A 23,906-nucleotide genomic window follows, 5' to 3' on the forward strand; every position below is an offset into this window, starting at 1 on the left:
AACAAAACTATAAAATGTATTAATTTACTTTAAAAGGAGAGTTAATGGCATGAAAAAGTTACTAGTATTACCAGCAATCGCTTTATCTTTAATTGGAACAGGGACAGCTGCAGCATCAACATCAGTACCAGAAACGAACGTGAACATGAATAAAACTCCTGAAGTAACAGAAATTAATCCAGGAAATGGTAACGATTCAATCATCATGTATTCATCAATATTATTAGGAAGTCAAACAGTTTCCTTTAATAACGGCTCTGGAACTGGTTATTTTTGGAATAAATCTGGCGATGATCTTAAATTCTGGATTCAAAACACGGGGCCAAGTACTTTACACTATAAACTTATAAATTCAGCAGGCCATACGCTTTATCGAGAAAGTATAAGTCCAGGAGCGCAAAAAACACTTTACTTTAGTAATAGTTGGTCAGATTGGGTATCAAGTGGAAAATATACCATCTCTGCATATAATGATAATGGCGGTGTTGGTTCATTCAAATTTGCAGCAAGAGCATTTCCAGAAGGATTTTAATTTTAAGGTTATAAAATATATTCATTAAACTATATATATGAATATCGATTCAATTGTTCAATTGTCTTTAAGGTAATAAAAAAGAAGTTTTTTGTTTAATTGAACTGCCCCCGAATCGTGGACACTAAAAAAGTCCATGATTCGGGGTTTTTGTGTATTTTCACACTTATTCCTCGTTAGAATGGAAACAATGATAAAAGTGAAGTACGGGAAATGAGTAAACTTATTTTTAATGAAATACAAATGAAACAACTAGAGAAGAACGAAAATGTCGTGAAGGTATCAGAATGTTCTATTACCTACTGTGCAGATTTTAAAATAAAAGCTGGAAAAGGTCCGAATCAAATCTTTTTGGAGAGTGGATTCAATTTAGAGATCATTGGTAAAAAAACAAATCAACGTTTGAAAAGTTGGAGAAAAACGTATGAACAATTTGGTGAAGAAGGATTCTATACGGAACGCCGTGGAAAAGGAAGTACTGGTCGTCCTTCCACAAAAATGTTATCTTCTGATGACGAGCTAAAGAAAGCAGAAGCTCGTATTGTTTTTCTAGAAGCGGAACTGGCATTCTTAAAAAAGTTAGACGAACTCGAAAGGCAGGTAATATAGGATTATATGCAAGATTATAATTATGATTGTTATCAATGGACACTCAAAAAAATGGCCCCGGTACAATACCGGAACCATCTTTTAAGTGCATAATTTTAAAGGTCTTTTTATTAAATTGTCCATTTTATAGGGCACAGTTCATTTCTTGCTTCACTTTATTTCGCTCCAACGTCCTTCTCCATTTCATCACTTGTCACATCTAAGACATCTAATAAGAAAATGAAGATAGGAATACCGATAATTAGTCCCCATACACCTAAGAAGTGTTCTGAGAAGATTAATACCATAAACGTATAGAAAATCGGTAAATTTGTTTTTTGCGACATAAACTTCGGATTTAATACATAACTTTCAAGCGCATGAATTACTGTTACAATAACTACAATATAAACGACATACATAATACCGCCGATATTGTAAGCAATCATACAGAGTGGGAATAACGAGATGATAACACCCGCCACTGGAATTAAACCAAGCAAGAAAATCATTAATGCTAAACCTAGTAATTGCGGGAATCCTAATATCCATAATGCGATAACAGATAAAACACAGTTAACAATTGCAATTAAAAATTGTGCTTCGATTACTTTTCCGAATGAACGTGCAAATTTCTTTCCGAAATACTCTATTTCGTTATAAAAAATTGCAAGTCGACTTTCTTTAAATTTCGAAGTAAAAGCAACAATACGTGCTTTTTCAAGTAAGAAAAATAAGCTCAAAATTACAGAAAGTAAAACTTGAAGGCCAAATTTCCCAACATTCGTAATAGATTTATACAAAATGTCTACGCCTTGCCCTACATATTTAGAAAGCTCCATATGATTAACAGCATTAACTGCATACTTAATTAATTCACTATCAGGTGGATTTCTTAAAAATACATTGAATTGATAAATCAATTGTGAAATTTGTATTGTTAATACCGGTAAATATTTAAATAGCGTAATGGCAATTCCTGCCACTAACATTACATATAAAAGCGCTATAATAATTTTCCGATTAATTGGCATGAAATGATCTAATTTACGAGAAATAAACTTTTGGAATCGATCCATTAAATACGTCAACATAAACGTAATTAAAATTAAATTTAACATACTTTGCATCCCATACAATATGAGAGCAAGTAATACTAATACGATTAACCTCTGAAATCCTTTGCTTTGAAACAGGTTTTTTATTTGCATAATCGACGAGTACTCTCTCCTGTCCTATAAAGTAAAACTTTAACAAGTAGCTCTCTCTATTCTCTACTTATAATTATCCTTTAATATTAAAGCCATTGCGAGCAATTTATCTTCAACCTTAACCGCTCGTTAATTGTGCTATATATTATGTTACTTCTTATTTTACAATACAATGACCTATTTCAAAACGCATTATGCACAGTATTAATGAAGATTTAAGGAAACTTTTATTCTTCAATAGGTCTTACCACTACTGTAACATAAAAAGCAAGCTATCAGTAGAAATCCGTCCTACAAATAGCTTGCTTTTATATTTTTTTTAAGTAAGTTTTATCATCCAACAAACGGCATGAACATTGGAATAACCACCACTGTTACGACACCAACTACTGTCACAGCGATACTTGCCATAGCTGCTTCTACTTCACCCATTTCGATCCCTACAGCAACCCCTAATGCATGTCCCGCTGTTCCAAGAGCTAAACCTTTAGCAATCGGATGTTTAACTCTAAATGTTTTTAAGAATAAAGCTCCTAATGCGTATACGATAACTGCATTAAAGATAACTGCAAATGATGTAATTGCTGGAATACCACCGATACTTTCAGAGATTGGTAATGCAATTGCTGTTGTTGCTGCCTGCGGTAACATTGAGTTCATTACAGCTGTATCTAGACCAATTGCTTTTGCGACAATGAACACAACAACCACTGAACAAATAGATCCAACCACGATAGCCGATAAAATTTGCCACCAATATTTTTTTAACTTATCAACTTGTTTATATAATGGAATTGCAAATGCGATTGTTGCTGGTTCTAAGAAGAAACTAATCATCTTTCCGCCCGTATTATATTCCTCAAAGGTAAAGTTACCTACCTTTAAAAATACAATCCCTAATACCATTGCTACGAATAATGGTGTAAATAAGAAGAATCCTTTTGAGTGTTTGAATAAAAACGTTCCGATTCCGTATGCAATTAATGAAACGACGATTCCGAAATATGGAGTCATTGTGCTTGTCATGTTCATTACCTCCTAACCATGTATGGTCTAAAATAGTTACGCGACTTTTTCGTGTTTGCTTCCTTTGTTTACAACTTTCAACTCTTTTGTATCTTTTGTTTCTTTGTCATCTTTACCTAAAATGAATTGTGCAAATAAACCTGTTACAGCAAGTAAAATAATTGTTGCGACAACGATTACAGTTAGAATTTGTACGAAATATTGGCTCATTACACCAAGAGAGTTAATAACTGAAATACCTGATGGGACGAAAAGGAATCCGATAATACCTGTTAAAGCTGTTCCAAGTGATTCAACTTGCTCCAATTTAATAACCTTTAAACATAACAGACTAAATAAAACGACTAACCCGATTACTGATGAAGGCATCGGAATTGGTAAATGGGTTGAGATAATATTAGAAACTAACATAATAGCTGAAAAAACGAATATTTGTGATAGAAAACCATATACTTTTTTTGTGCTCATTTTGGCCACCTCTTTTGATTTGGTACCTTTATTTTATAGGATATAAACACCTAAGTAAGCGTTTGCATAATAGAGTGTCAAATATATACAGCCAATTACAAGAATCATACGGTGAAATACAAAAGCTGCTTCTTAAATACGAAGCAGCTTTTTAAGTTCTTTTGCATATGTACGGCTAACCGGGACCTTGGATCCCTCTTTCATAATTAAGTTATAAGTCGAATTAAACCACGGCTGTATCTCAGAAATATGATTAATATTAGCAACGAAACTACGATGAACACGCATAAAAATTGTTTGTGGTAATTTCTTTTCCAAAATGACGAGCGTATCATGTGTTACATATGTTTCCTTCATTGTTTTTACAGTTACTTTCCCATCTACAAGCCCTACATAAATAATATCTTCAATGTTAACAAGTACAATTGATTCCTCAATCGGTAATGCTAATTTATGCATTTCGGTCGTTACATCTATACTTTTTACATCTTGCTTTGTTTCTAATTTTATTTGCTTTTGTTTTTTATATTTCTTTAATGTCTGTACGATACGTTCTTCATCAAATGGCTTTAAAATGTAATCTAATGCATCTACTTCAAATGCTTGCAGCGCATATTGATCATATGCAGTAGCAAACACAATTGAAGGTGGATTTTTCATTTTCTTTAATATATTTGCGATTTCAAATCCGTTATCATCAGATAACTGAATATCTAGAAAAACAATATCTGGTTTGTTTTTCATTAATTCTTCTAATGCATCCTCTACACAATCCGCCTCACCAATTATCTCTACTTCTTTTGTTTGCTCTAATAAATATTTCAATTCATCCCGTGCTAACATTTCATCATCAACTACTAATACTTTTAACACTCCGTTTTTCCTCCTCTACTTTTTTCGGAATTACAAAGAGGATCTTTGTCCCTTGCTCCAATTCACTTTCAATTTGAAGCATTGTCTCTTTCCCAAATAACCCGATAAGTCGTTCATTAATATTATATAAAGCTGTTCCAGTCCCTTTCTTTGATGGAACTACCATTTTTCCTAATTGCTCTAGACGTTCAATCTCAATCCCTTGTCCATTATCCTTCACTTCAAAGTGAACCATTCCTTCTTTTTCAAACACATGTACCTCGACTTGGCACACTGGCTGCTTTTTCGGAAAAGCATGGCGCAATGCATTTTCAACTAATAACTGAAGCACAAATGGTGGAACTAAAGTCACCTTTAGCGCCTCTTCAATGTACATCTTCACTTCATACTTATTCGGAAATCTCGCTTGCTCTAACGATAAATATGCATGTACATGATTCAACTCTTGTTCTAATGGAATAAGTAATTGTCGTGCCCCTTGCAAATTACAACGAAAATAAACGCTAAGCTGCAATAATAATTTTCTCGCCTTCTCTACATCTGTTCGGCATAAAGCTGATACTGTATTAATTGCATTAAATAAAAAATGCGGATTGATTTGTGCTTGCAGCGCTTTTATTTCGGCATCTTGCAATAACTTACTTTGTAACTCAGCTTCACCTAACTCAAGCTGTGTGGAGAATATTTTCGCTAGCCCTTCCGCTAACTCTTCTTCAACACGACTTAATTGATTAGAGTTTTTAAAATAAAGTTTTAATGTTCCTATCGTATTTCCATGTGAAGTTAATGGAATAACAACTGCCGCTTGTAATGGACACCCTTCATGTTGACAATTAATAATCTCACGTGATTTCGCCTTCATTATTTCCCCTGTTTTTAATACTTCTTTTGATAAACCTGTTATTAAACTGTGTGAAGGAATATGATGATCTGATGCTAATCCAACGTGAGCTAAGATTTTCTCTGTATCTGTTAAGGATACCGCATCTGTTCCTGTAAAGCGGTGAATAATTTGTGCCACATGTTTACAAGACTCTTCCGTTAACCCTTGGCGGAAATATGGTAACGTCTTATCAGCAATTCGTAATACTTTATGCGTTTGTAAAGCTTTTGCGTTTTCTTCTTGTCGTAAAATAGCTAGTATCATCGAAAGTAAAATAAAACTGCCAAAACTATTTACAAGAATCATCGGTAGCGCAATTGTTTTCACAACACTAAGTCCATCTTCTATAATTAATAGAATCATAAGCATTTCTAAAGTAACGATAAAAACACTTAAAACCGCAGAAAATTTAGGTGTAATAGTACGGTTATATTTTTTGAAGATGTATCCAATATAACCTGTTATAATCCCAGCCAAAATTGATGAGATTGCACAACTTACTGCCGTGGTCCCGCCAAGCATATAACGATGAATACCCGCAATAGAACCTACTCCAATTCCGACGATAGGACCACCTAGCAACCCACTAATTCCCACACCCATAATTCGTGTATTCGCAATTGTGCTGGATGATGAAACACCTTGTAACCAATTTTCATTCATAATAGTATTTCCTGCTATTTCAATCCCTGTGTAATTGCTCACAATTGTAAACACTGAAAAAATACAAATAAGCTTAAACTTATCTACATATCCGTCTTGCTTATGAAGAAGACGCCGGAACGTTTTAATATGAGAAAGTAAAAATCCTAAAATAACAATAAGTCCGACGCGTTCAATCATCATAAGTACTAAATTTAGCATCTGTGATTCATTCCTTTTTATATTAGTTAGTTTTATTATGGGAAAATAATGAAGCGTGCGTCAAGAAGAATGAAATGCTTTTTGAAATATTTTACACATAACAATCGCCCCTTTATTTGACAATCTAGTAGAAGAGTGCTAAAAATAAAGTAATATAATACAGTCCTTTAACCCAACCCCGTGAGGTTGAGAAGGAAGTCGGAATATAATATACATATGTTCTCTTATAAGGGGGCTACGTATGCTTTTTGGCCTTCTCATCATATCAGGTGAGAAGGCCTTTTGTTATTCTTCCATAGCGACTGTAGAAGAAAATTAGGAGGAGTAATAATGAACATTACTACTGATGTACAACCAACAACAGAGGAGACGAAAGAAAAAAGATATAAAACATTATTTGGTTCTGCGCTAGGATATGCAGCAGAAGGATTAGATATGTTGCTCTTATCTTTCGTACTTGTCTACATTCTAAAAGAATTTCACCTTAGCCCTGTCGAGGGAGGGAACTTAACATTAGCCACAACAATTGGGATGTTAATTGGTTCCTATTTATTCGGATTTATTGCTGATTTATTCGGTCGTATTCGTACAATGGCCTTTACAATCTTACTATTTTCACTAGCAACCGCACTTATTTATTTCGCAACAGATTATTGGCAATTATTAATTCTTCGCTTTTTAGTTGGAATGGGCGTTGGTGGTGAATTCGGGATTGGAATGGCCATCGTAACAGAAACATGGTCTAAAGAAATGCGCGCTAAAGCGACATCAGTTGTTGCACTTGGCTGGCAATTTGGCGTCCTGGTTGCTTCACTCCTTCCAGCATTTATCGTCCCGCATTTTGGATGGAGAGCTGTTTTCTTATTTGGACTAATTCCAGCTTTACTAGCTGTCTATGTACGTAAAAGTTTAAGTGAACCGAAAATATGGGAACAAAAACAACGCTACAAAAAGGAATTGTTACAAAAAGAAGATGAAGGTAATTTAACGACTACTGAAGCAGAACAACTAAAACAAATGAAAAAGTTCCCACTTCGAAAGTTATTTGCAAGTAAAAAAGTAACAATAACAACAATTGGTCTTATTATCATGTCATTTATCCAGAACTTCGGATACTATGGAATTTTCACATGGATGCCAACTATTTTAGCGAATAAATATAACTATACATTAGCAAAAGCAAGCGGTTGGATGTTCATTTCTACTATTGGTATGCTAATTGGAATTGCAACCTTTGGTATTCTAGCCGATAAAATTGGCCGCCGCAAAACATTTTCATTATATTATATTGGCGGTACTATATACTGCCTCATTTACTTCTTCCTATTCACAGATGCGACATCATTGTTATGGGGAAGTGCCCTACTTGGATTCTTTGCAAATGGAATGATGGGAGGATTCGGAGCGATTTTAGCTGAAAATTATCCTGCTGAAGCTCGCTCTACGGCAGAAAACTTTATTTTTGGCACAGGGCGTGGGTTAGCTGGATTTGGACCGGTTATTATTGGATTACTCGCTACGGGCGGCAATCTACTTGGAGCGTTGTCCCTAATTTTTATTATCTATCCAATCGGATTGATTACGATGCTATTATGTGTACCCGAAACAAAGGGAAAAGTGTTAGATTAAGCATAAAAGAGGAAGCATCTCACTTAAGATGCTTCCTCTTTTCAATGTTTGTTTATTATTTACTTTGATTTACTAGCTTTCTGGAATAAGAAAGCTGTTTTATCTTTTTCTTCTACAATTCCTTGCTTTAATGCTAATTCCCCTGCAACTTTAGGTGCTAGCCACAGCATCGGGAATAATAGAATTGATACAGGAACAGCCGTCACTACAATAAAGGATTGTAGTGCATTAATACTTCTCTCACCCATATATAAAAGAATTGCTGCAACTGCGCCCATAATAAGCGACCAAAAAATTCGCAAGCTAATTCTAGAATCTCCATCTCCGGTCACTGCCATTGAAATGGAATGGGCCATTGAATCTCCTGTTGTCACTACAAATAAAATTGTTAATAAAAGAAATGCTGGTCCGATAACATTAGAAAGTGGTAATTGTTGCGTAATTGCAATCATAGCTGCTGGCATACCAGATTCACTTAATGCCACCGAGATAGAGCCTGGCTTCATTAACTCATAAAACACACCAGATCCGCCCAGTATAGTAAACCAAAACGTTGTAATAATAGGTGCGATAATTCCAATTGCAACGATTATTTCTCGAATCGTTCTTCCTCTTGAAATTCGGCTCACTAAAATTGCCATCATCGGTCCATATCCAATAAACCATCCCCAGAAGAAGATTGTCCACGACCCTAACCAGCCTGTATCACCACGATATGTGTTTATTGGAATAAATTCATGTATATAAAATCCAAACGAAGAAACAAATGAATCAATAATAAATCCACCTGGTCCAAATAATAATACGAATGCCATTAATAAAATTGCTAGTCTAACATTTAAATCACTTATAATTTGAATCCCTTTATCAATCCCCGTTACCGCAGATATAGTAGAAACAGCTACTACACAAACAATAATGGCTAATTGAGTAGTAAACACATCAGGAGTTCCAAACAATGCTTGTAATCCGTAACTTGCTTGTAGTCCTAAAAATCCAATTGGACCAATTGTCCCTGCAGCTACCGCAATAATTGCAAACACATCGATCATTGTTCCAAGCCAACTCTTTCGCAATTTCTCCCCAAAAATAGGATATAAAAGCGTTCGAGGTTTTAACGGCATACCTTTATGATAATGCCCATACATCATAACTACTGCACTAATTGTCCCTAAAATCGTCCATGCTAAGAAACCCCAGTGCATATAACTTTGTGCTAAAGCAGGCATGACTGCTTCTTGCGTTCCAGCGGATACACCTTCATGTATTGGCGGAACTGTCATAAAATGATACATCGGCTCTGCTGCTGCCCAGAAAACACCACCGCCAGCAAGTAGCGTAGCCATAATAATTGCTAACCATTTCGCCGTACTAATCTCAGGCTTATCTAGCCCCCCGAGTTTAACCCTCCCATATTTTGAAAAGGCCATACCCATCGCAACGACAAATGTACCAATTAATAAAACTTGCCAAAAAGCACCAAAATATTTAATTGAAGCTGTAAAACTGCTATTAATGACTCCCTCTACGTAACTTTTATTTAAAATAACTGCAATTACAAATAATAAAAGTGAGCCACCACTAATAAGAAATACAGGCCAATCAGTTTTTTGACTCTTCATCCTCATTTACCTTCCTCCTTCCTCAGCAATCTAAAAAAACAACTTCATTATGTTTTATTGTTTATATTCCACACACAATAATTATATAAGTATAATGTTTTGGTGATTTCACACACTTATGTTGTCCCTAAAAATATGCTAAATCCTTTATTTTAAAAGAATATTCTATTCCTCTTACATAAAAACGCAAAACAAAAGACCTTATATTTCTATAAGGTCTTCGAAACAGAAATTTGATTATAACACAAGGAAATGGCCGTTTCAAAAAAGGGCGTGCTAAAAGAGCTAGAAGTAAAGGCTTCCAACTGCTATCTAATAGGAATTAAAAAAAATTTAAATTTCACGATTGATACCTTTATATTACAAACTACTTATGGAAGAAATTAGGATAGATAATGTCATTTGGATACGGTTTATGATAAATATGAGTTGCAGCAGGTGATAACGGAGGAATTAACCATACCCAGTTGCCAGTTACAACCCGTCCACAAGCAACTTCTTGCTTCTCAAACTGCTGAAATTGCTGGGCGGCAGTATGGTGATCTACAATGCTAACCCCTTGTTTTTTGAAAGAATGTAAAACAGCTATATTTAACTCAATTAACGCTTTGTCTTTCCATAACGTACTATTTCTAGAAGTATCTAAATTCATCATCTCTGCAACTGCTGGAAGCAAATTATAACGGTCATGATCCGCTAAATTACGAGCACCAATTTCAGTCCCCATATACCATCCATTAAACGGGGCTGCTGTATAAGAAATACCACCAATTTCTAAACGCATGTCTGAAATCATCGGTACCCCATACCATTTTACTTCTAGTGATGAAATTGGGTACTCTGGATGTTCAATTGGTACCTCTTTCACTTCTTTTTTAGGAATTTCTTTATATACAGGATCCTTTCCATCAACAGAAAATACAAGCGGTAATACGTCAAAATGTGTACCTTCTCCTTGCCACCCAAGACCTTGACATAAATCAGTAAATGCGGCGGAGTGTGAGTCACCAATCACTCCCATTTCCGTTTTGTATCCTGCATATCGAATTAATTGATGATTATAAAGTCGTATATTATTCTCTTCACCTTGATATTGCTTAAAAATCGTAATTGTCGGTTTAACTTTCCCATCATTCGTCGCATATTTAATATGATGAATTAATGCATTATATACACCTTCTTCATCATTTACTTCACGCGCATCTAATATGTGCATCTTACTCCAAAATAATCTCCCAATGCATCTATTACTATTACGCCATGCCATTCGTGATCCATGAACAAGCTCTTCAAATGTATGCTCATACGTTCCAGTCTTTTCTATCTCTATTAAAATTTCGTTCATACGCTCTTTTATTAATTTCTCTTTATTAAGTTCCTTATAGCAAACGGTAATAAAATTACTTGCTTCCTCTATTAATTGTTTCGTTTTGCTCATAAACAATCTCCTTCTATCTCAACAAGACACTACTACTTTACAGTATAAGCAAAAAGGATACGAGTCACAAACGAAATCAAAAGTGTTACTTTTATCGTAATATTTTTCAGAAAATTTTTAGAATTTTTGTTGACTTCCGAAAAAAATAAGTGCACTTTTTACTTAAGTAAACTTTTTTTACCTAGACCAACTTTTTAGGTGGAAAGGAGGTAATTTCACGTCTTCATTTCAATTGCCCAATCTTTCATATGACTATGATGAACTAGATCCATACATTGGTGTGATACATTAGCATTCATCATACATGTAAGGTAAATTTGGTAATGTAAAACTAGTATTGTTGAAATCCTCCTAAATCCTCCGGATTGCCACCGGGGGATTTATAATTACTTCAATCTATTTATGTAATGCTGTAAAACATTTTTTATTTCTGTATTTAATTCTCGGAATGAAAATCCTAATTCACGAGCCTTTCCATTATGTAACGTACAATTAGTCACTTCATTATAAGATGCTATATTATCTCCTACTTCTTGAATAAGTGCTTTTATTCCCGTTTTTTCTTCTATGAAATGAATAACTTCTCCAGTAGAAACTACCCCGTTGCTACAAGCATTAATTGGTCCTTCTATGTTTCCCATTCCGCACCATGCTAAAAACTCTCCTGCTTCTTTTTCATGTATGAACGACAACTGTCCATCTACACGATCCACAACAATACATTCTTGTTTCATAACATTTTCAACATAAAACTGTAATCTCTTCGTATAATCATTTTCTCCAATAACGACGGGAAATCTTACCGCAACGACTGGGAATGCTGCCTGTTGAAACAACACTGCTTCCGCTAATTTCTTTCCCTCACTATAAGTGAAATCCCCTCTATCTCCATACGTAATCGAATATTCATACGGGTTGAAGTCCTCTTCTTGCAAGTTTAATGCCGGCTCATATACCGCCATTGAGGATGTCATAACATATTCTTTCACTCTACCACGTAATACTTTACATATAATTTTCGCGGCGTTCGGGCTATAACATAAGTTATCGTATACAATATCATAACTTTTACCTTCTAAACGCTCTGCCAGTAATGTTTCGTCTTCCCTATCTACTACAATTCTTTTTACCGTATCCCCAAAAGAATCTTCGGTAATTCCCCGCGTAGCAATCGTTACATCATATCCTTCTTGCAAAAGTGTTTCTACTAATTGCTTACCAAAAAACCTTGTTCCCCCTAGAACCAATACTTTTTTCACCTTTATCATCCCCCATTTTATAAAAAGAAAATTGCGAAATATCATCTTAATTATAAACTTACATATAAACAAAAAGCATGGAATCATTATAAAGATTCCATGCTTTCTTACATACGATACTTTAACGTACTCGATATTTAAAAATACAATAGCAGCAATATAAAATAGAAATTACTGATACATAAACCCATAGTTCATATACGAATCCCTCTCCCCATACTCCCATAAAATAAAAGAGTGAAGGCAACGTCAATGTTACCCATGATTGTACAAAAGCAATTCTGCCAAGATATTGATTGATATTCTTTTTTTGTGCATTTAACACAAAGAATAAATACCAAAGTAATGCCCACATAAACCATGTTAACGCATTAACAACATCGTGGAATTGAACAAATGAAACAACCATATAGAATAAAGCAATAATTGCTACCCAAATACAGAACCAGCCTAGTCCACTACTATCCATTCCTTTAATAAAAGTAACGCCTACATATAAATAAGTTAAACCAAATAAAAAAGTAGCTGCATATGAATATACCGTCCAATTACTTTGATCAGAAATCATAATCAAATAGAACGGAATGATAATTTGTAATGCCCCCACAAATAAATTAAAAACACCTGCGCTTTTCATCTCTACTTTGCCCAATATAACAAGACTATTTAAAAATAAAGCTGCACCTGAAAGTAATAATCCTACATAACCCATATATATTCGTGTGAAAGTCTTTCCCTTTCACACTTTTAACCTCCCCACAATATAAAGTGATCCTTTATTATTTTTCTTCCTATTTAAAACTACATACATAATTTTCAATCCAAATAAGTCAGACTTCCTACCTTAAAAAAGAACAGATTTAAAACGCTTTCAATAATAAATAACCCTATCAGAACATTAAATAGGATTCCTTGATTATAAACGTACTCTAACCATGATACAAGTATTGGAATTCTTTTCAATATTACGTTTTTTATTTCTATGAAAAATTAGTAGGATGATGCATTTCCCCTACCTCACTCTACTAATTTCTAACATAGAATATTATAAAGTGAAACTTTAATCAGCCCTCACCAATCGGGCGTTTACGGGCAACCTAACTTCTTTGCTCCACCTGGATTTTGAGGTGGGAGTTTTACTGCCCACAAATAGCGGGATAAAATAGGCTGGTCAGTCATACATTCATCTTTATAAGACAATCGTATTACTGACCTAAACTGTCATAGTCAATCTTGATAGTCTCTTATTCCGAACAATTGCTATTTATCATAAATATCATTCGGATTAATTGTAGGAATAAATCCATTTATAGAGCTATATTTTTTAGATACGTTATTTGGAGTAACGGTAAACGTTACAATTTTATTACTTTGTTGTTTAAAATAGCGCATCCAATTTTGACTCCATTCATCTTTCGCAATAACTTGTTTATTGAAGTCTTCCCACAATACACCATGTATAAAATTCAAGGATGTATTTTTGATTGTTTCAAATCCCCAATTCTGTATAAGAAGCAGGTTGGAATCTACACTTTTAATTTCTTTTAATAAATTTACATATGCTTCTCGAAATTTTCCTTGTGTAGCTGGCTGATCATAAAAATAGTCATCAATATCACCAGCTGTATCTAAAGACACCCCATCTATGCCTTTGCCAATAATTTGCTGTTTTACTTTATTAACAACAATCCCACGGTAATGTTCATCAGCTAAGTTCATAATATATGTATTCCACTGCTCAATCTTCATTTTCTTACCGTCTCTATAATAATAGTCTGATTCAACTACTTGCGATTTATGCCATGCTTCTAATTCTAAAACACTAACATAACCAAGGACTACCGTTCCTGATTTTTTTAATTGCTGAACCTGTTCTTTCGTAAATGCATATGGCTCTATAATAACCATGTCATACTTTGAAAGTCTCTCAATTACTTGCTCATTTGCTTCACCATAATAAATTTTATAACTTCGTACATTTTTTAAAGCTGGTTCCACAACATTTGCTTGTGCGGATGTACTTGAGGAAAAAATAAAAGAAAATATAGCTAAAAAGCATATGGAACGTTTCCACTCCATAGTAATATTACCCCCTATACAACTGTAATTTTCTATCGTTTTAAATTTTAACACCTTTAAATATTAATACAAACATAGTAATTCCATAACATTTTTTTAAACTCGATATTTTTATAAAAATCCCAATAAATACAATTAATTAACAGAAATTAGAATTTATTTCACTTGAATTTACTACATCCCTGTTGATAAAATGATTTGGGCTTTATATATTATATATCTTAAAATAATTCTTTTAAATTATGTATTTTATTTCAGTGTACTATTCCTCAAAATTAAATTTGCAAAGGAAAGAAGGAATTTATTTATGTACTATAAGCAATCCAATTCATTCCAAAAAATGATTGAGCCTACAGTTTTATTTGTTGCACTATTTTTTCTCTCAATACTAACTGATTTTCTAACACCTACGTATGAATACTTCTTACTCTTATTTATTACATTAATTATTTCCAGCCGGTATGGTATATCTATTGCCCTTTTCGTCTTTCTGGAAGCAATGATTTATATTTTTATAAGCGGTATATATAAAGAAAGTGATGTATTACTGTACTTTTATTCATCAGATTACTGGATAAGTTGGATTTTCTTACTTGTTATTAGTTTATGTTGTGGACTAATGAGTACTTCACAAAAAGAACGTTATGAAGATGTACATATGATAAATAATGAGCTGAAGGCTGAAAATAAAGAATTAAAACATGTTGTGAAACAATTGGATGCAACACGTATTACACTACGTTCTCGTGTACTTGAATCAAATAACCATTTATCTAAAATGTATCATATGTTTAAAGCTTTAAATCATACACATCCTGAAATTGTACTCGATGAAGGAATAAATGTATTAAAAATGTACTTTGGAGCAAAAAAAAATTGGTATCTATCACATCGATAACAATAAACAATCGCTTCGTATTAAATTAAGATCCGAAACTGGTAAAAGTACATTATCTCAATCCATTTTTGTTAAAAACGCTTCGTTAGTCATCAAAAATGCTCTAGCACATAATCGACCTTTTTTCCGTACAGATGAAGATTTTCAAGATGCTCCACTTTTAGTTGGTCCCGTCCTATTCCAAGATGATGTACAATACGTCATTATATTAGACGAAATCGAGTTTTCAAAAGTAACTTCTGAGCAATTCGAACTTTTCACATGGTATTTACGCTGGATGGGTGATCGTTTACAGAACGCTTCTAATCTTTGGCTATCGAGTCAAGAGGATCGCACATTCCCTAAAACAAGCATTTATTATGAAGATGAATTTGAACATTTACTAAAAATAGAAAAAAAACGTTACGAAACATTATCTTATCCATATTCCTATTTTGAGTTCAATGCTCCGCAAGATTCTTTAGAAATGATAAATTATATTTTAAAAGACCATTTACGAGATATCGATATATTCGGTTATATTACGACCGAACAAAAAATTATGATTTTATTACCTGGCACTGAAGAAAGGTTTTTACTACAAGTTCAAACTCGTATACAAAATGCTCTTTCTTCTAAAGGAGTGATATTCTAATGATTTTACTCCTTCTTTATTTTATTTATGCTATTTTGGTTTTTCTTTTATTTCGATTTACGAAAAGTTTAATTGCTAAAGATAAAAAAGGAATTATTGAATTTTGCTTGATTATCTCTCTTCTTTTCCCGCTTATCGGACTTATTGTATCAGTAATCATGTTATTACTTAATATAAGACGATCAAAAACCGATTGGTTACAGCAATACTCTGAGTATGTTTCCTTTCAAGTTGATAATTACGAAGATATTTTAGAATCAGCAAAACAAGATATGGACTTAATTTCATTTTCTTCTGGATTAGAACTAGATAAGCCTGAATTACATAAACAACTCATTGTACAGTTAAGCTCCTCCTCTATTTCTAATGAAGGAGGCTTATTGAAAGAAGCAATTCACCATAAAGATCCTGAAACTGTACATTACGCAGCAACTACTATTAATTTACTAAATGAACGGTACGAAAAGCAGATCGAATACTTAAATAAGCAATTTCTACAAAATCCACAAAATGAAATTGCAAAAGAATTGGTTTCTAACTATTTAAGATATATAGACAGCGGTCTTCTTTCTAATCAGCAAAAAGAAAAAATAATCGATGAATTTATGAATTTTATTACACAAAGTGTAGAACTATTCCCTAACGAATCTCTTTACCCTTTCCACCTTGGAAACCTGTTTCTACACACAAAACAATATGCAAAATCTGAAGAACAATTTTTAAATCTTATTCATTTCTATCCTGAATCATATTACGGCTATGTTGGATTACTTGAAATATATTATGACCAAAAGTTATGGGACAAGCTCTATAACTTAATCAATAATCTAACAACTGCAAAAAGAATTCATATACTACCGCGTAAATATCAATTATTTGTAAAGCAGTTTGGAGGCGCACACATTGAAAAAGGGGATTAATATATATATCGGGATTATTAGTATCATTTTATTTCTCTTAATTTTATCCATCCTTATATATGGTTTACATTTCAAGCCAACGATACAACAGCATTACAAATATTAGGAAATAAACAAAAGTTAGGAACACTCCATTCCTTCTTCGAAAGCCGTGAGTTTTATGAAATTGTTAAAGAAAGCTATTTATATGAAGAAAGTAGTGGTTCCTTCTTAAATTACTTTTGGATGTGGAGATCTATGTTCACACCAATCATTCAAATTTTACAAATTGATTTTCCTGAATTAGATCTTATTCATTCTGTATCGACAGGTTATGGTGGACTGCTTGGTGCTGCAATTAGCGCCAAGTCTGATATACCATTTATTCTAACTGAGCACGGTATTTACTCCCGGGAGCGTGAAGAAGAAATACTACAATCTACTTGGATACCAATTGAATACAAAAAAAGATGGGTTTCTTTCTTTCATCACTTGTCTCATCAAGCATATGAGCAAGCCGCTGATGTAATTACGTTGTTCGGCCGAAATAGTGCATATCAAAAAGAATTAGGTGCCCCGGCCCATAAACTAAAAATCGTTCCAAATGGCGTTACTTTATCTGACTATAAAGGGTTACGTAAACCAAAATACAATTCGGATAAACTCATCATTTCCGCTATTATACGAGTTGTGCCAATTAAAGATGTAAAAACAATGATTTATGCAGCTAAATTATTATTAGAAAAAGATATTCCATTTATATTTTACTTACTAGGTCCTGATACGGAAGAAGCAGAATATGCTCAGGAATGTCGTGATTTAATTCAACAATTAGGATTAGAAGAGCATGTAATAATGACCGGCAAAGTAAATATTAAAGATTACTTAAAACAAACAGATATTCTCGTATTAACAAGTATATCTGAAGGACAACCATTAGCTATGTTAGAAGGAATGGCAGCAGGATTACCTTGGGTTGTTACAGATGTCGGTTCTTGTAGGGAGTTAATTTACGGGCAAGACGAAGATCCTTACGGGCAATGTGGATTTGTTGTACCACCTGTATCTCCTGAGCAAGTTGCCATTCATTTAGAGTGGTATTATCGTCACCCTGAATCCATTCAACAATTTGGGGATAATGGGCGCAATCGTATTGAAGCGCACTATCAATTATCAGGTGTCGTTGATAGTTATCGTAAGCTTTACTTAGAAAGAGGTAAAAAAACATGGCAGGAATAGGATTTCGTTTACAAAAATTATTCCAAGAAGACTACTATTCTTCAAGAATAAAAGCGTACGGATTTTCATTATTTGTTACAGCTGGTCCGTGGTTAGTCGTTATTTTAGCAGTAACAGCTATTCGATACATTTTAAGTTTGTTCCATTCTATTTCAATTGAGGAACAGCGCCTTTTCACAATTTCAATTTCATACTGCTTTATTTTTTCTCAAATTATATATGGTGCCTTGCAGCTCATCGTAACTAGATATGTGGCTGACCTTTTATACGAGCAAAAAGCTGATAAAGTATTTTCTTCCTTTTTAAGAATGACGAAAATCACACTTTTCTTAGCTATTATCTTATGGCTTTTGTTTGCAATTTTTACACCATTAGCCTTATATTATAAAATCGTGATGCTATTTTTATTTTTAGCTTTAAACATCATTTGGATTCAATCCATTTATTTAACAGCAGCTAAAGATTATCAGTCCATCGCTCTTGCATTTTTAATTGGTTCCATTTTCTCCTTATCTGGAATTGCGCTTATCGCTTACTGGCATCCAACACTTGGAATAGAACATGGATTTGCCCTATTACTTTTAATTTCTTTTACAATCGGGACTTTCATTACATTAGTGTGGTTAAGTATAGTTATTGTACGAATGTTTCCAAATAGTGATGCTACCGAACAATTTACCTTCCTTTCTTACTTAGATAAATATCCGGAACTATTTTGGTCAAGCTTACTTTACAATATTGGCATTTGGGTATGTAACTTTGTTATTTGGTTCGGAGAAGGGCGAGGAAATATTGAAAACACGTTTATTTATCATCAAATGTATGATACCTCTGTTTTCTGGGCTTATTTAAGCATTATCCCAACCTATATTTTATTCGTAGTATCCATTGAAACAAGGTTTTATGAACGGTATAAGAAGTTCTTCGGTTCAGTTAACAATGGGGCAACATTAAATACAATTTTACAATTAAAAGAATCAATGAACTTTGTCCTAAAGCAAGAAATGGAACGCACACTTCGTAATCAAGGTATTTTTTCTTTACTTATTATTTTTATAATATGGATGTTTAGTTCACAATCTGGGAACGTGACACTTGAATACTCTATTTTGCAACTGACTATAATTGGTGCTTATGCAAACGGGATGGTCCTTGTTATCACGTTACTACTCTTATATTTTGAAGATCGTAAAGGGGCATTTCGAACATCAGCCCTGTTCTTTTTTGCAAACCTATTATTAAGTCTTCTTCTACTTCCATTTGGATTCAATGGTTACGGTATTAGTTTTGCACTCGGATCTTCTATTACATTCTTATATGCTATTTCTAGACTCTTTACTTATATTAAAGATATTGATTACTATACATTTTGTCAGTCAAACGCTCCTATAAAACGACGAACTTTCTTTACTAAATTTACTAATAAACTTAATGGAAAATAAACAGATAAAAAATGACCTCTTGCTCATGCAAAGGTCATTTTTTTTATCTGTTTATTAAACTTCTAGATAGCCATTTTTGTTATTTGATTGCCATCTCCAAGAGTCTGCACACATCTCTTCTAATCCGAGCTTTGCTTCCCATCCTAATTCACGCTTCGCTTTCGATGCATCTGCAAAACATACTGCAACATCACCAGGGCGACGATCCGTAATTTTATAAGGAACTTCCTTGCCCGAAACCTTTTCAAATGCTTCAACCATTTCCAACACACTATAACCAGTACCTGTACCGAGATTATATGCATCTATCCCAGTAGTGCCAAGTACCTTTTCAAGCGCCTTTACATGGCCATTTGCTAAGTCTACAACATGAATATAATCACGGACACCCGTGCCATCTTTTGTTGGATAGTCATTTCCAAATACACTTAATTCCTTTAGCTTACCTACTGCTACTTGTGTTACATATGGCATTAAGTTATTTGGAATTCCGTTTGGATCTTCTCCAATACGCCCACTTTCATGCGCACCAAATGGGTTGAAATAACGAAGTAATGCGATACTCCATTCTGCATCAGCAAATGCTACATCACGCATAATTTGTTCAATCATTAATTTCGTTTGACCATATGGATTTGTTGCACTTAATGGAAACTCCTCCGTAATTGGTGATGTTTCTGGAATACCATACACTGTTGCAGATGAACTGAAGATCATCTTCTTCACATTATGCTTCTGCATCACTTCACATAGCACTAATGTGCTTGTAATGTTGTTATGATAATACGTTAACGGAATTGCTACTGATTCCCCTACAGCCTTAAAGCCTGCAAAATGAATAACCGCTTCAATTGTATTTTCTTCAAAAATCGTATCAAGTGCTTCTCGATTTAAAATATCTTCTTTATAAAACTTAAAATGTTTTCCTGTTATCTCTTTCACTCGATTTATAGACTCTACTGAGCTATTCGAAAGATTATCTACTACTATAATTTCATAACCATTTTTTAGTAATTCCACGCATGTATGACTACCAATATATCCTGCTCCACCTGTTACAAGTATTGCCATAATTATAGTCCTCCATATTTCATTCATTATAAACTTATCAAAGTATATCACATATTTCTTATCATATGTTTATTATGCGAACACAGAAACTTACATTTTATCCCATACTTATTTTGTACAATATACGATTCCAATTAGGTAATAAAAAAACGCCACATAACAGACATCGCGTGGCGTTTTTTGATCAAATTACGTAACAATATACACTTAGAAAATGTGCAAGACTACCTAACAATACAAAAACATGAAAAATTTCATGGTGTCCCATATATTTAAACTCCAACCATTTTGGCTTCGCACCGTAAATAAACCCACCAATTGTATAAAAAATGCCTCCAAGTACTAAGAAAATAATACCTCCTGTACTTAAATTCTCAGCTAGCGGTGCAAAGAATAGAACAATTAACCAACCCATCAGAAGATAAATTGCTGTCGATAGCCATCTTGGACAATTAAACCAAAACATTTTAAAAACAATACCACAAATCGCAGTTGCATAAACTAAACAAAATAATAGTAAACCATTTGCCGAATTTAATGTAATTAAGCAAAAGGGTGCATATGTACCTGCAATTAATATAAAAATCATAGAATGATCTAGCTTCCTAAAGAAATAAATAACACGTTCACTGGCTACAACACTATGATACACAGCTGACGCCATATAAAGGACCATCATCCCGATACCAAATAAAATAACAGCTGTAATTGCAGCAAAAGATGGCATCTTAACAGAAACTTTCACAATCATAGCTAATAATGCAATAAATGATAATACAGCTCCTCCTAAGTGAGTAAATGCATTAACTGGTTCTCTTACATAAGTATTCATATAAACACCCCTCATATAATTACATGTAGTTTTCATAACTACATGTAATTATATACACATTATTCATACGGGTCAACATTTACATTTCATTTGTTTCGTAATACCATATTTAAAGATATACTAAACATTAAGTTCCACTAAGTTATAAAAGTGAGGGATTCTACGTGGAAAATATAAATAAATTACTTGAATCATTACATCTAGAAAAAAACATTAAACTTGAGGATATCCCAAATGTCGACTTATATGTAGACCAAGTTGTCCAACTATTTGAGAATACTTATGCAGATACAACGAGAACTGATGATGAAAAAGTATTAACAAAAACAATGATTAACAATTACGCAAAAGGGAAATTATTCATCCCTATCAAAAATAAAAAGTATTCAAAAGAACATATGATTTTAATCAGCTTAATTTATCAATTAAAAGGAGCTCTTTCCATTAATGATATAAAAAGCTCCTTAGAAAATATAAATGCACCGTTAATAAACGATGATACATTCGAATTAAATACTCTATATAAAGATTACCTTTCTCTTACTGACACCAATGTGGAAAGCTTTAAGCAAGACGTGAATAACCGTGTTAAGGAAGTAAACGAGGTTTCTTCCTTAGAAGATCCAAAACTAGAAAAATTTTTATTACTAACATCCTTCGTGACTATGAGTAATATGTATAGACGTTTAGCAGAGAAACTAGTTGATGATCTCAAAGAATCGTAAACAAAAAACTATCCACCTGTTAGAGTGGATAGTTTTTTTGTTTACTTAATTGCTTCATGAACCTTTAATTGTTTCCCTTTAATCGTTGTGTTTTTCATGATTTTTAAAACAAGTGGTCCTTTTCCGTTTAATATTTCAACGTAAGAAACATTGTCTTGTATTGTAATAATTCCTATATCTTCTGCCGTAACACCTTTAATTTTAGCAATTGTACCGACGAAATCTACCGCCCTAATTTTCTTTTTCTTCCCGCCATTAAAGTACAATTTCATAATTCCTTTGTTTAGGTCTGCATTTTTATCTTTCTTTATAATTGGTTTAGCATGTATCTTTTCCTCAAATAATGCTTTCCCCTTCATAACTTCTTCTTTTGAAGGTGCAAGTGCCTTTGGAATTTCAAAGCCAATGTACTCCTCAATCTCTTCTAAAAATCTATTTTCATACGGCGTCATGAATGTAATAGCTTTCCCGTTATTACCAGCTCGTCCCGTTCTTCCCGTACGATGTACATAACTTTCTTTTTCTAATGGAATGTCATAGTTAATAACATGTGTAATATTATCAATATCAATTCCTCTAGCAGCTACGTCTGTCGCTACTAAATAACGGAACTTTCCTTTTCTAAAATCGGCCATAACTTCAAAACGATCTTCTTGTACCATACCACCATGTATTTTGTCACAAGGATAGTTAACCCGCTTTAACTGTTGAAATACGTGATCTACATTTTCTTGCGTACGGCAAAAAATAATACAACTATCTGGATTCTCAATCGTTGTTACATCTTTAAGAAGTGAAAGCTTCTCCTCTTCTCTCATCTCAAAAAGTGTATGTTCAATTTTATCTGTTGTAATCCCCGCAGCCTTAATTTCAATATGCGTTGGCGAATCCATATACTTACGAGATAACTTTTCAACATCTTCTGGAAGTGTTGCTGAAAATAGCATTGTCATTCGTTTTTTAGGTAATTCGTCAATAATTGCCTCTACTTGATCGATAAAACCCATATTCAGCATTTCATCTGCTTCATCAATAACTAAATACTTCAAACACTCTAAAGAAAGGGTACCTTTTTCAATATGATCTAACACACGGCCAGGAGTCCCAACTACAATATGTGTTTTTTGCTTTAATTCTAATTTTTGACGTGCAAATGGAGATTTACCATAAACTGCAGCGGCCTTAATTCTTTTGAAGCGGCCTATATTCGTAATATCTTCTTTTACTTGCACCGCAAGCTCTCTCGTCGGTGTTAAAACTAAAGCTTGTGGCTTATTCTCTTCCCACTCCACCATTTCACAAAGTGGTATGCCAAATGAAGCGGTTTTTCCACTTCCAGTCTGTGATTTCACGACAAGGTCTTTCTTTTGCAAGGCAACTGGAATAACCTCTCCTTGCACTTCCGTTGGATGTTCATATCCTAAACCAGTAAGTGCTCTTACAATTTCTTTACTTAATGCATAATCAGCAAAACTTTTTTTACTCATGTAATAACCTCATTTTATTCTGTATTTAATAATTATATTTTTTATCCCCTACATTTAATTATACTAGGATGATATATCAAACTAATATTTGTAGTTCGTTAAAATATCAACTTAACCTAATTATAACTCTTTTTATATTATTTTTTAAAACAACATAATAAAGGGCAGCCTTAATAATAAGTCTGCCCACCTACATAATATTAAAAA

Annotated in this window: 20 protein-coding genes and 2 pseudogenes; 9 read left to right on the forward strand and 13 right to left on the reverse strand. The window is 33.5% G+C overall.

Annotated features, from left to right (window positions below; translation table 11 throughout):
* Positions 1-49 precede the first annotated feature (49 nt).
* From MHI07_RS25715 to MHI07_RS29430, 3 genes are all read left to right on the forward strand, one after another.
* Positions 50-532 (forward strand): hypothetical protein, encoded by a 483-nt coding sequence (locus MHI07_RS25715; protein WP_215580317.1) that lies wholly within the window; start codon positions 50-52, stop codon positions 530-532.
* Positions 533-745: 213 nt separating this feature from the next.
* Positions 746-1,141: an HTH domain-containing protein gene (locus MHI07_RS25720; protein ID WP_213020126.1), complete on the forward strand. Its 396-nt coding sequence runs from the start codon at positions 746-748 to the stop codon at positions 1,139-1,141.
* A gap of 6 nt (positions 1,142-1,147) precedes the next feature.
* Positions 1,148-1,234: an IS3 family transposase gene (locus MHI07_RS29430; protein WP_213020128.1), complete on the forward strand. Its 87-nt coding sequence runs from the start codon at positions 1,148-1,150 to the stop codon at positions 1,232-1,234.
* Positions 1,235-1,296: 62 nt separating this feature from the next.
* On the opposite strand, the gene MHI07_RS25725 is transcribed toward MHI07_RS29430, so the two are convergent.
* From MHI07_RS25725 to lytS, 5 genes are all read right to left on the reverse strand, one after another.
* A complete protein-coding gene (locus tag MHI07_RS25725; protein WP_215580319.1) occupies positions 1,297-2,331 on the reverse strand; it encodes an AI-2E family transporter in 1,035 nt (344 codons plus the stop codon).
* 333 nt (positions 2,332-2,664) lie between these two features.
* Positions 2,665-3,357, reverse strand: coding sequence for an antiholin-like protein LrgB (gene lrgB, locus MHI07_RS25730; RefSeq protein ID WP_088079793.1), 693 nt, complete (start codon positions 3,355-3,357; stop codon positions 2,665-2,667).
* Between the two features lie 36 nt (positions 3,358-3,393).
* Positions 3,394-3,825 (reverse strand): antiholin-like murein hydrolase modulator LrgA, encoded by a 432-nt coding sequence (lrgA, locus tag MHI07_RS25735; RefSeq protein ID WP_340826833.1) that lies wholly within the window; start codon positions 3,823-3,825, stop codon positions 3,394-3,396.
* Between the two features lie 132 nt (positions 3,826-3,957).
* Entirely contained in the window at positions 3,958-4,698 is a 741-nt protein-coding gene (locus tag MHI07_RS25740) for a LytR/AlgR family response regulator transcription factor (protein WP_002159687.1), read from the reverse strand.
* Complete coding sequence (lytS, locus tag MHI07_RS25745; RefSeq protein ID WP_002113187.1) at positions 4,676-6,445, reverse strand: two-component system sensor histidine kinase LytS; 1,770 nt, start codon at positions 6,443-6,445, stop codon at positions 4,676-4,678. Before lytS ends, MHI07_RS25740 begins: the two co-directional genes overlap by 23 nt.
* Positions 6,446-6,775: 330 nt before the next feature.
* Here lytS and MHI07_RS25750 point away from each other — a divergent pair, with 330 nt between their 5' ends.
* Positions 6,776-8,074: an MFS transporter gene (locus tag MHI07_RS25750; RefSeq protein ID WP_016106785.1), complete on the forward strand. Its 1,299-nt coding sequence runs from the start codon at positions 6,776-6,778 to the stop codon at positions 8,072-8,074.
* Positions 8,075-8,133: 59 nt separating this feature from the next.
* On the opposite strand, the gene MHI07_RS25755 is transcribed toward MHI07_RS25750, so the two are convergent.
* The 5 genes from MHI07_RS25755 to MHI07_RS25775 all read right to left on the reverse strand — a co-directional run bounded on the left by MHI07_RS25755 (position 8,134) and on the right by MHI07_RS25775 (position 14,472).
* On the reverse strand, positions 8,134-9,702 hold the full coding sequence (locus tag MHI07_RS25755; protein ID WP_340826835.1) for a BCCT family transporter: 1,569 nt from the start codon (positions 9,700-9,702) through the stop codon (positions 8,134-8,136).
* Between the two features lie 361 nt (positions 9,703-10,063).
* Positions 10,064-11,134, reverse strand: coding sequence for a nitric oxide synthase oxygenase (locus tag MHI07_RS25760; RefSeq protein WP_340826836.1), 1,071 nt, complete (start codon positions 11,132-11,134; stop codon positions 10,064-10,066).
* A 386-nt stretch (positions 11,135-11,520) separates the two neighbouring features.
* On the reverse strand, positions 11,521-12,402 hold the full coding sequence (locus MHI07_RS25765; RefSeq protein ID WP_215580321.1) for an NAD-dependent epimerase/dehydratase family protein: 882 nt from the start codon (positions 12,400-12,402) through the stop codon (positions 11,521-11,523).
* Positions 12,403-12,514: 112 nt separating this feature from the next.
* Positions 12,515-13,105 carry an AmiS/UreI family transporter gene (locus MHI07_RS25770; RefSeq protein WP_000542579.1) on the reverse strand — a complete coding sequence of 197 codons (591 nt, stop codon included), beginning with the start codon at positions 13,103-13,105 and terminating at the stop codon, positions 12,515-12,517.
* A gap of 548 nt (positions 13,106-13,653) precedes the next feature.
* The gene (locus MHI07_RS25775; RefSeq protein WP_340826839.1) at positions 13,654-14,472 is read right to left on the reverse strand and encodes an endo alpha-1,4 polygalactosaminidase; all 819 of its coding nucleotides are present in this window, start codon (positions 14,470-14,472) and stop codon (positions 13,654-13,656) included.
* A 307-nt stretch (positions 14,473-14,779) separates the two neighbouring features.
* Between MHI07_RS25775 and MHI07_RS25780 the strand changes: the two are divergent.
* The 4 genes and pseudogenes from MHI07_RS25780 to pelG all read left to right on the forward strand — a co-directional run bounded on the left by MHI07_RS25780 (position 14,780) and on the right by pelG (position 19,584).
* Positions 14,780-16,004: pseudogene (locus MHI07_RS25780) on the forward strand (nucleoside-diphosphate sugar epimerase).
* Positions 16,004-16,924, forward strand: coding sequence for a tetratricopeptide repeat protein (locus MHI07_RS25785; RefSeq protein ID WP_340826840.1), 921 nt, complete (start codon positions 16,004-16,006; stop codon positions 16,922-16,924). The pseudogene MHI07_RS25780 and the gene MHI07_RS25785 overlap by 1 nt, the downstream one beginning before the upstream one ends.
* Positions 16,925-16,984: 60 nt before the next feature.
* Positions 16,985-18,142, forward strand: a pseudogene (pelF, locus tag MHI07_RS25790) (GT4 family glycosyltransferase PelF); the annotation flags it as partial.
* A complete protein-coding gene (gene pelG / locus MHI07_RS25795) occupies positions 18,130-19,584 on the forward strand; it encodes an exopolysaccharide Pel transporter PelG (protein ID WP_340826843.1) in 1,455 nt (484 codons plus the stop codon). The pseudogene pelF and the gene pelG, both read left to right, overlap by 13 nt.
* A 54-nt stretch (positions 19,585-19,638) precedes the next feature.
* On the opposite strand, the gene galE is transcribed toward pelG, so the two are convergent.
* Both galE and trhA read right to left on the reverse strand, forming a co-directional pair.
* Entirely contained in the window at positions 19,639-20,655 is a 1,017-nt protein-coding gene (gene galE / locus MHI07_RS25800; RefSeq protein ID WP_215580325.1) for a UDP-glucose 4-epimerase GalE, read from the reverse strand.
* Positions 20,656-20,839: 184 nt separating this feature from the next.
* Positions 20,840-21,487, reverse strand: a complete 648-nt coding sequence (trhA, locus tag MHI07_RS25805; RefSeq protein ID WP_078180450.1) for a PAQR family membrane homeostasis protein TrhA — start codon at positions 21,485-21,487, stop codon at positions 20,840-20,842.
* 164 nt (positions 21,488-21,651) lie between these two features.
* On the opposite strand from trhA, the gene MHI07_RS25810 reads away from it, so the two are divergent.
* Positions 21,652-22,212, forward strand: a complete 561-nt coding sequence (locus MHI07_RS25810) for a DUF1836 domain-containing protein (RefSeq protein WP_078180448.1) — start codon at positions 21,652-21,654, stop codon at positions 22,210-22,212.
* Between the two features lie 41 nt (positions 22,213-22,253).
* Here MHI07_RS25810 and MHI07_RS25815 read toward each other — a convergent pair whose 3' ends face one another.
* Positions 22,254-23,699: a DEAD/DEAH box helicase gene (locus tag MHI07_RS25815; protein WP_215580329.1), complete on the reverse strand. Its 1,446-nt coding sequence runs from the start codon at positions 23,697-23,699 to the stop codon at positions 22,254-22,256.
* Between the last annotated feature and the right edge of the window lie 207 nt (positions 23,700-23,906).

The sequence above is a fragment of the Bacillus sp. FSL H8-0545 genome (assembly GCF_038006105.1).
In the GTDB taxonomy this organism is placed as follows: Bacteria; Bacillota; Bacilli; order Bacillales; family Bacillaceae_G; genus Bacillus_A; species Bacillus_A cereus_U.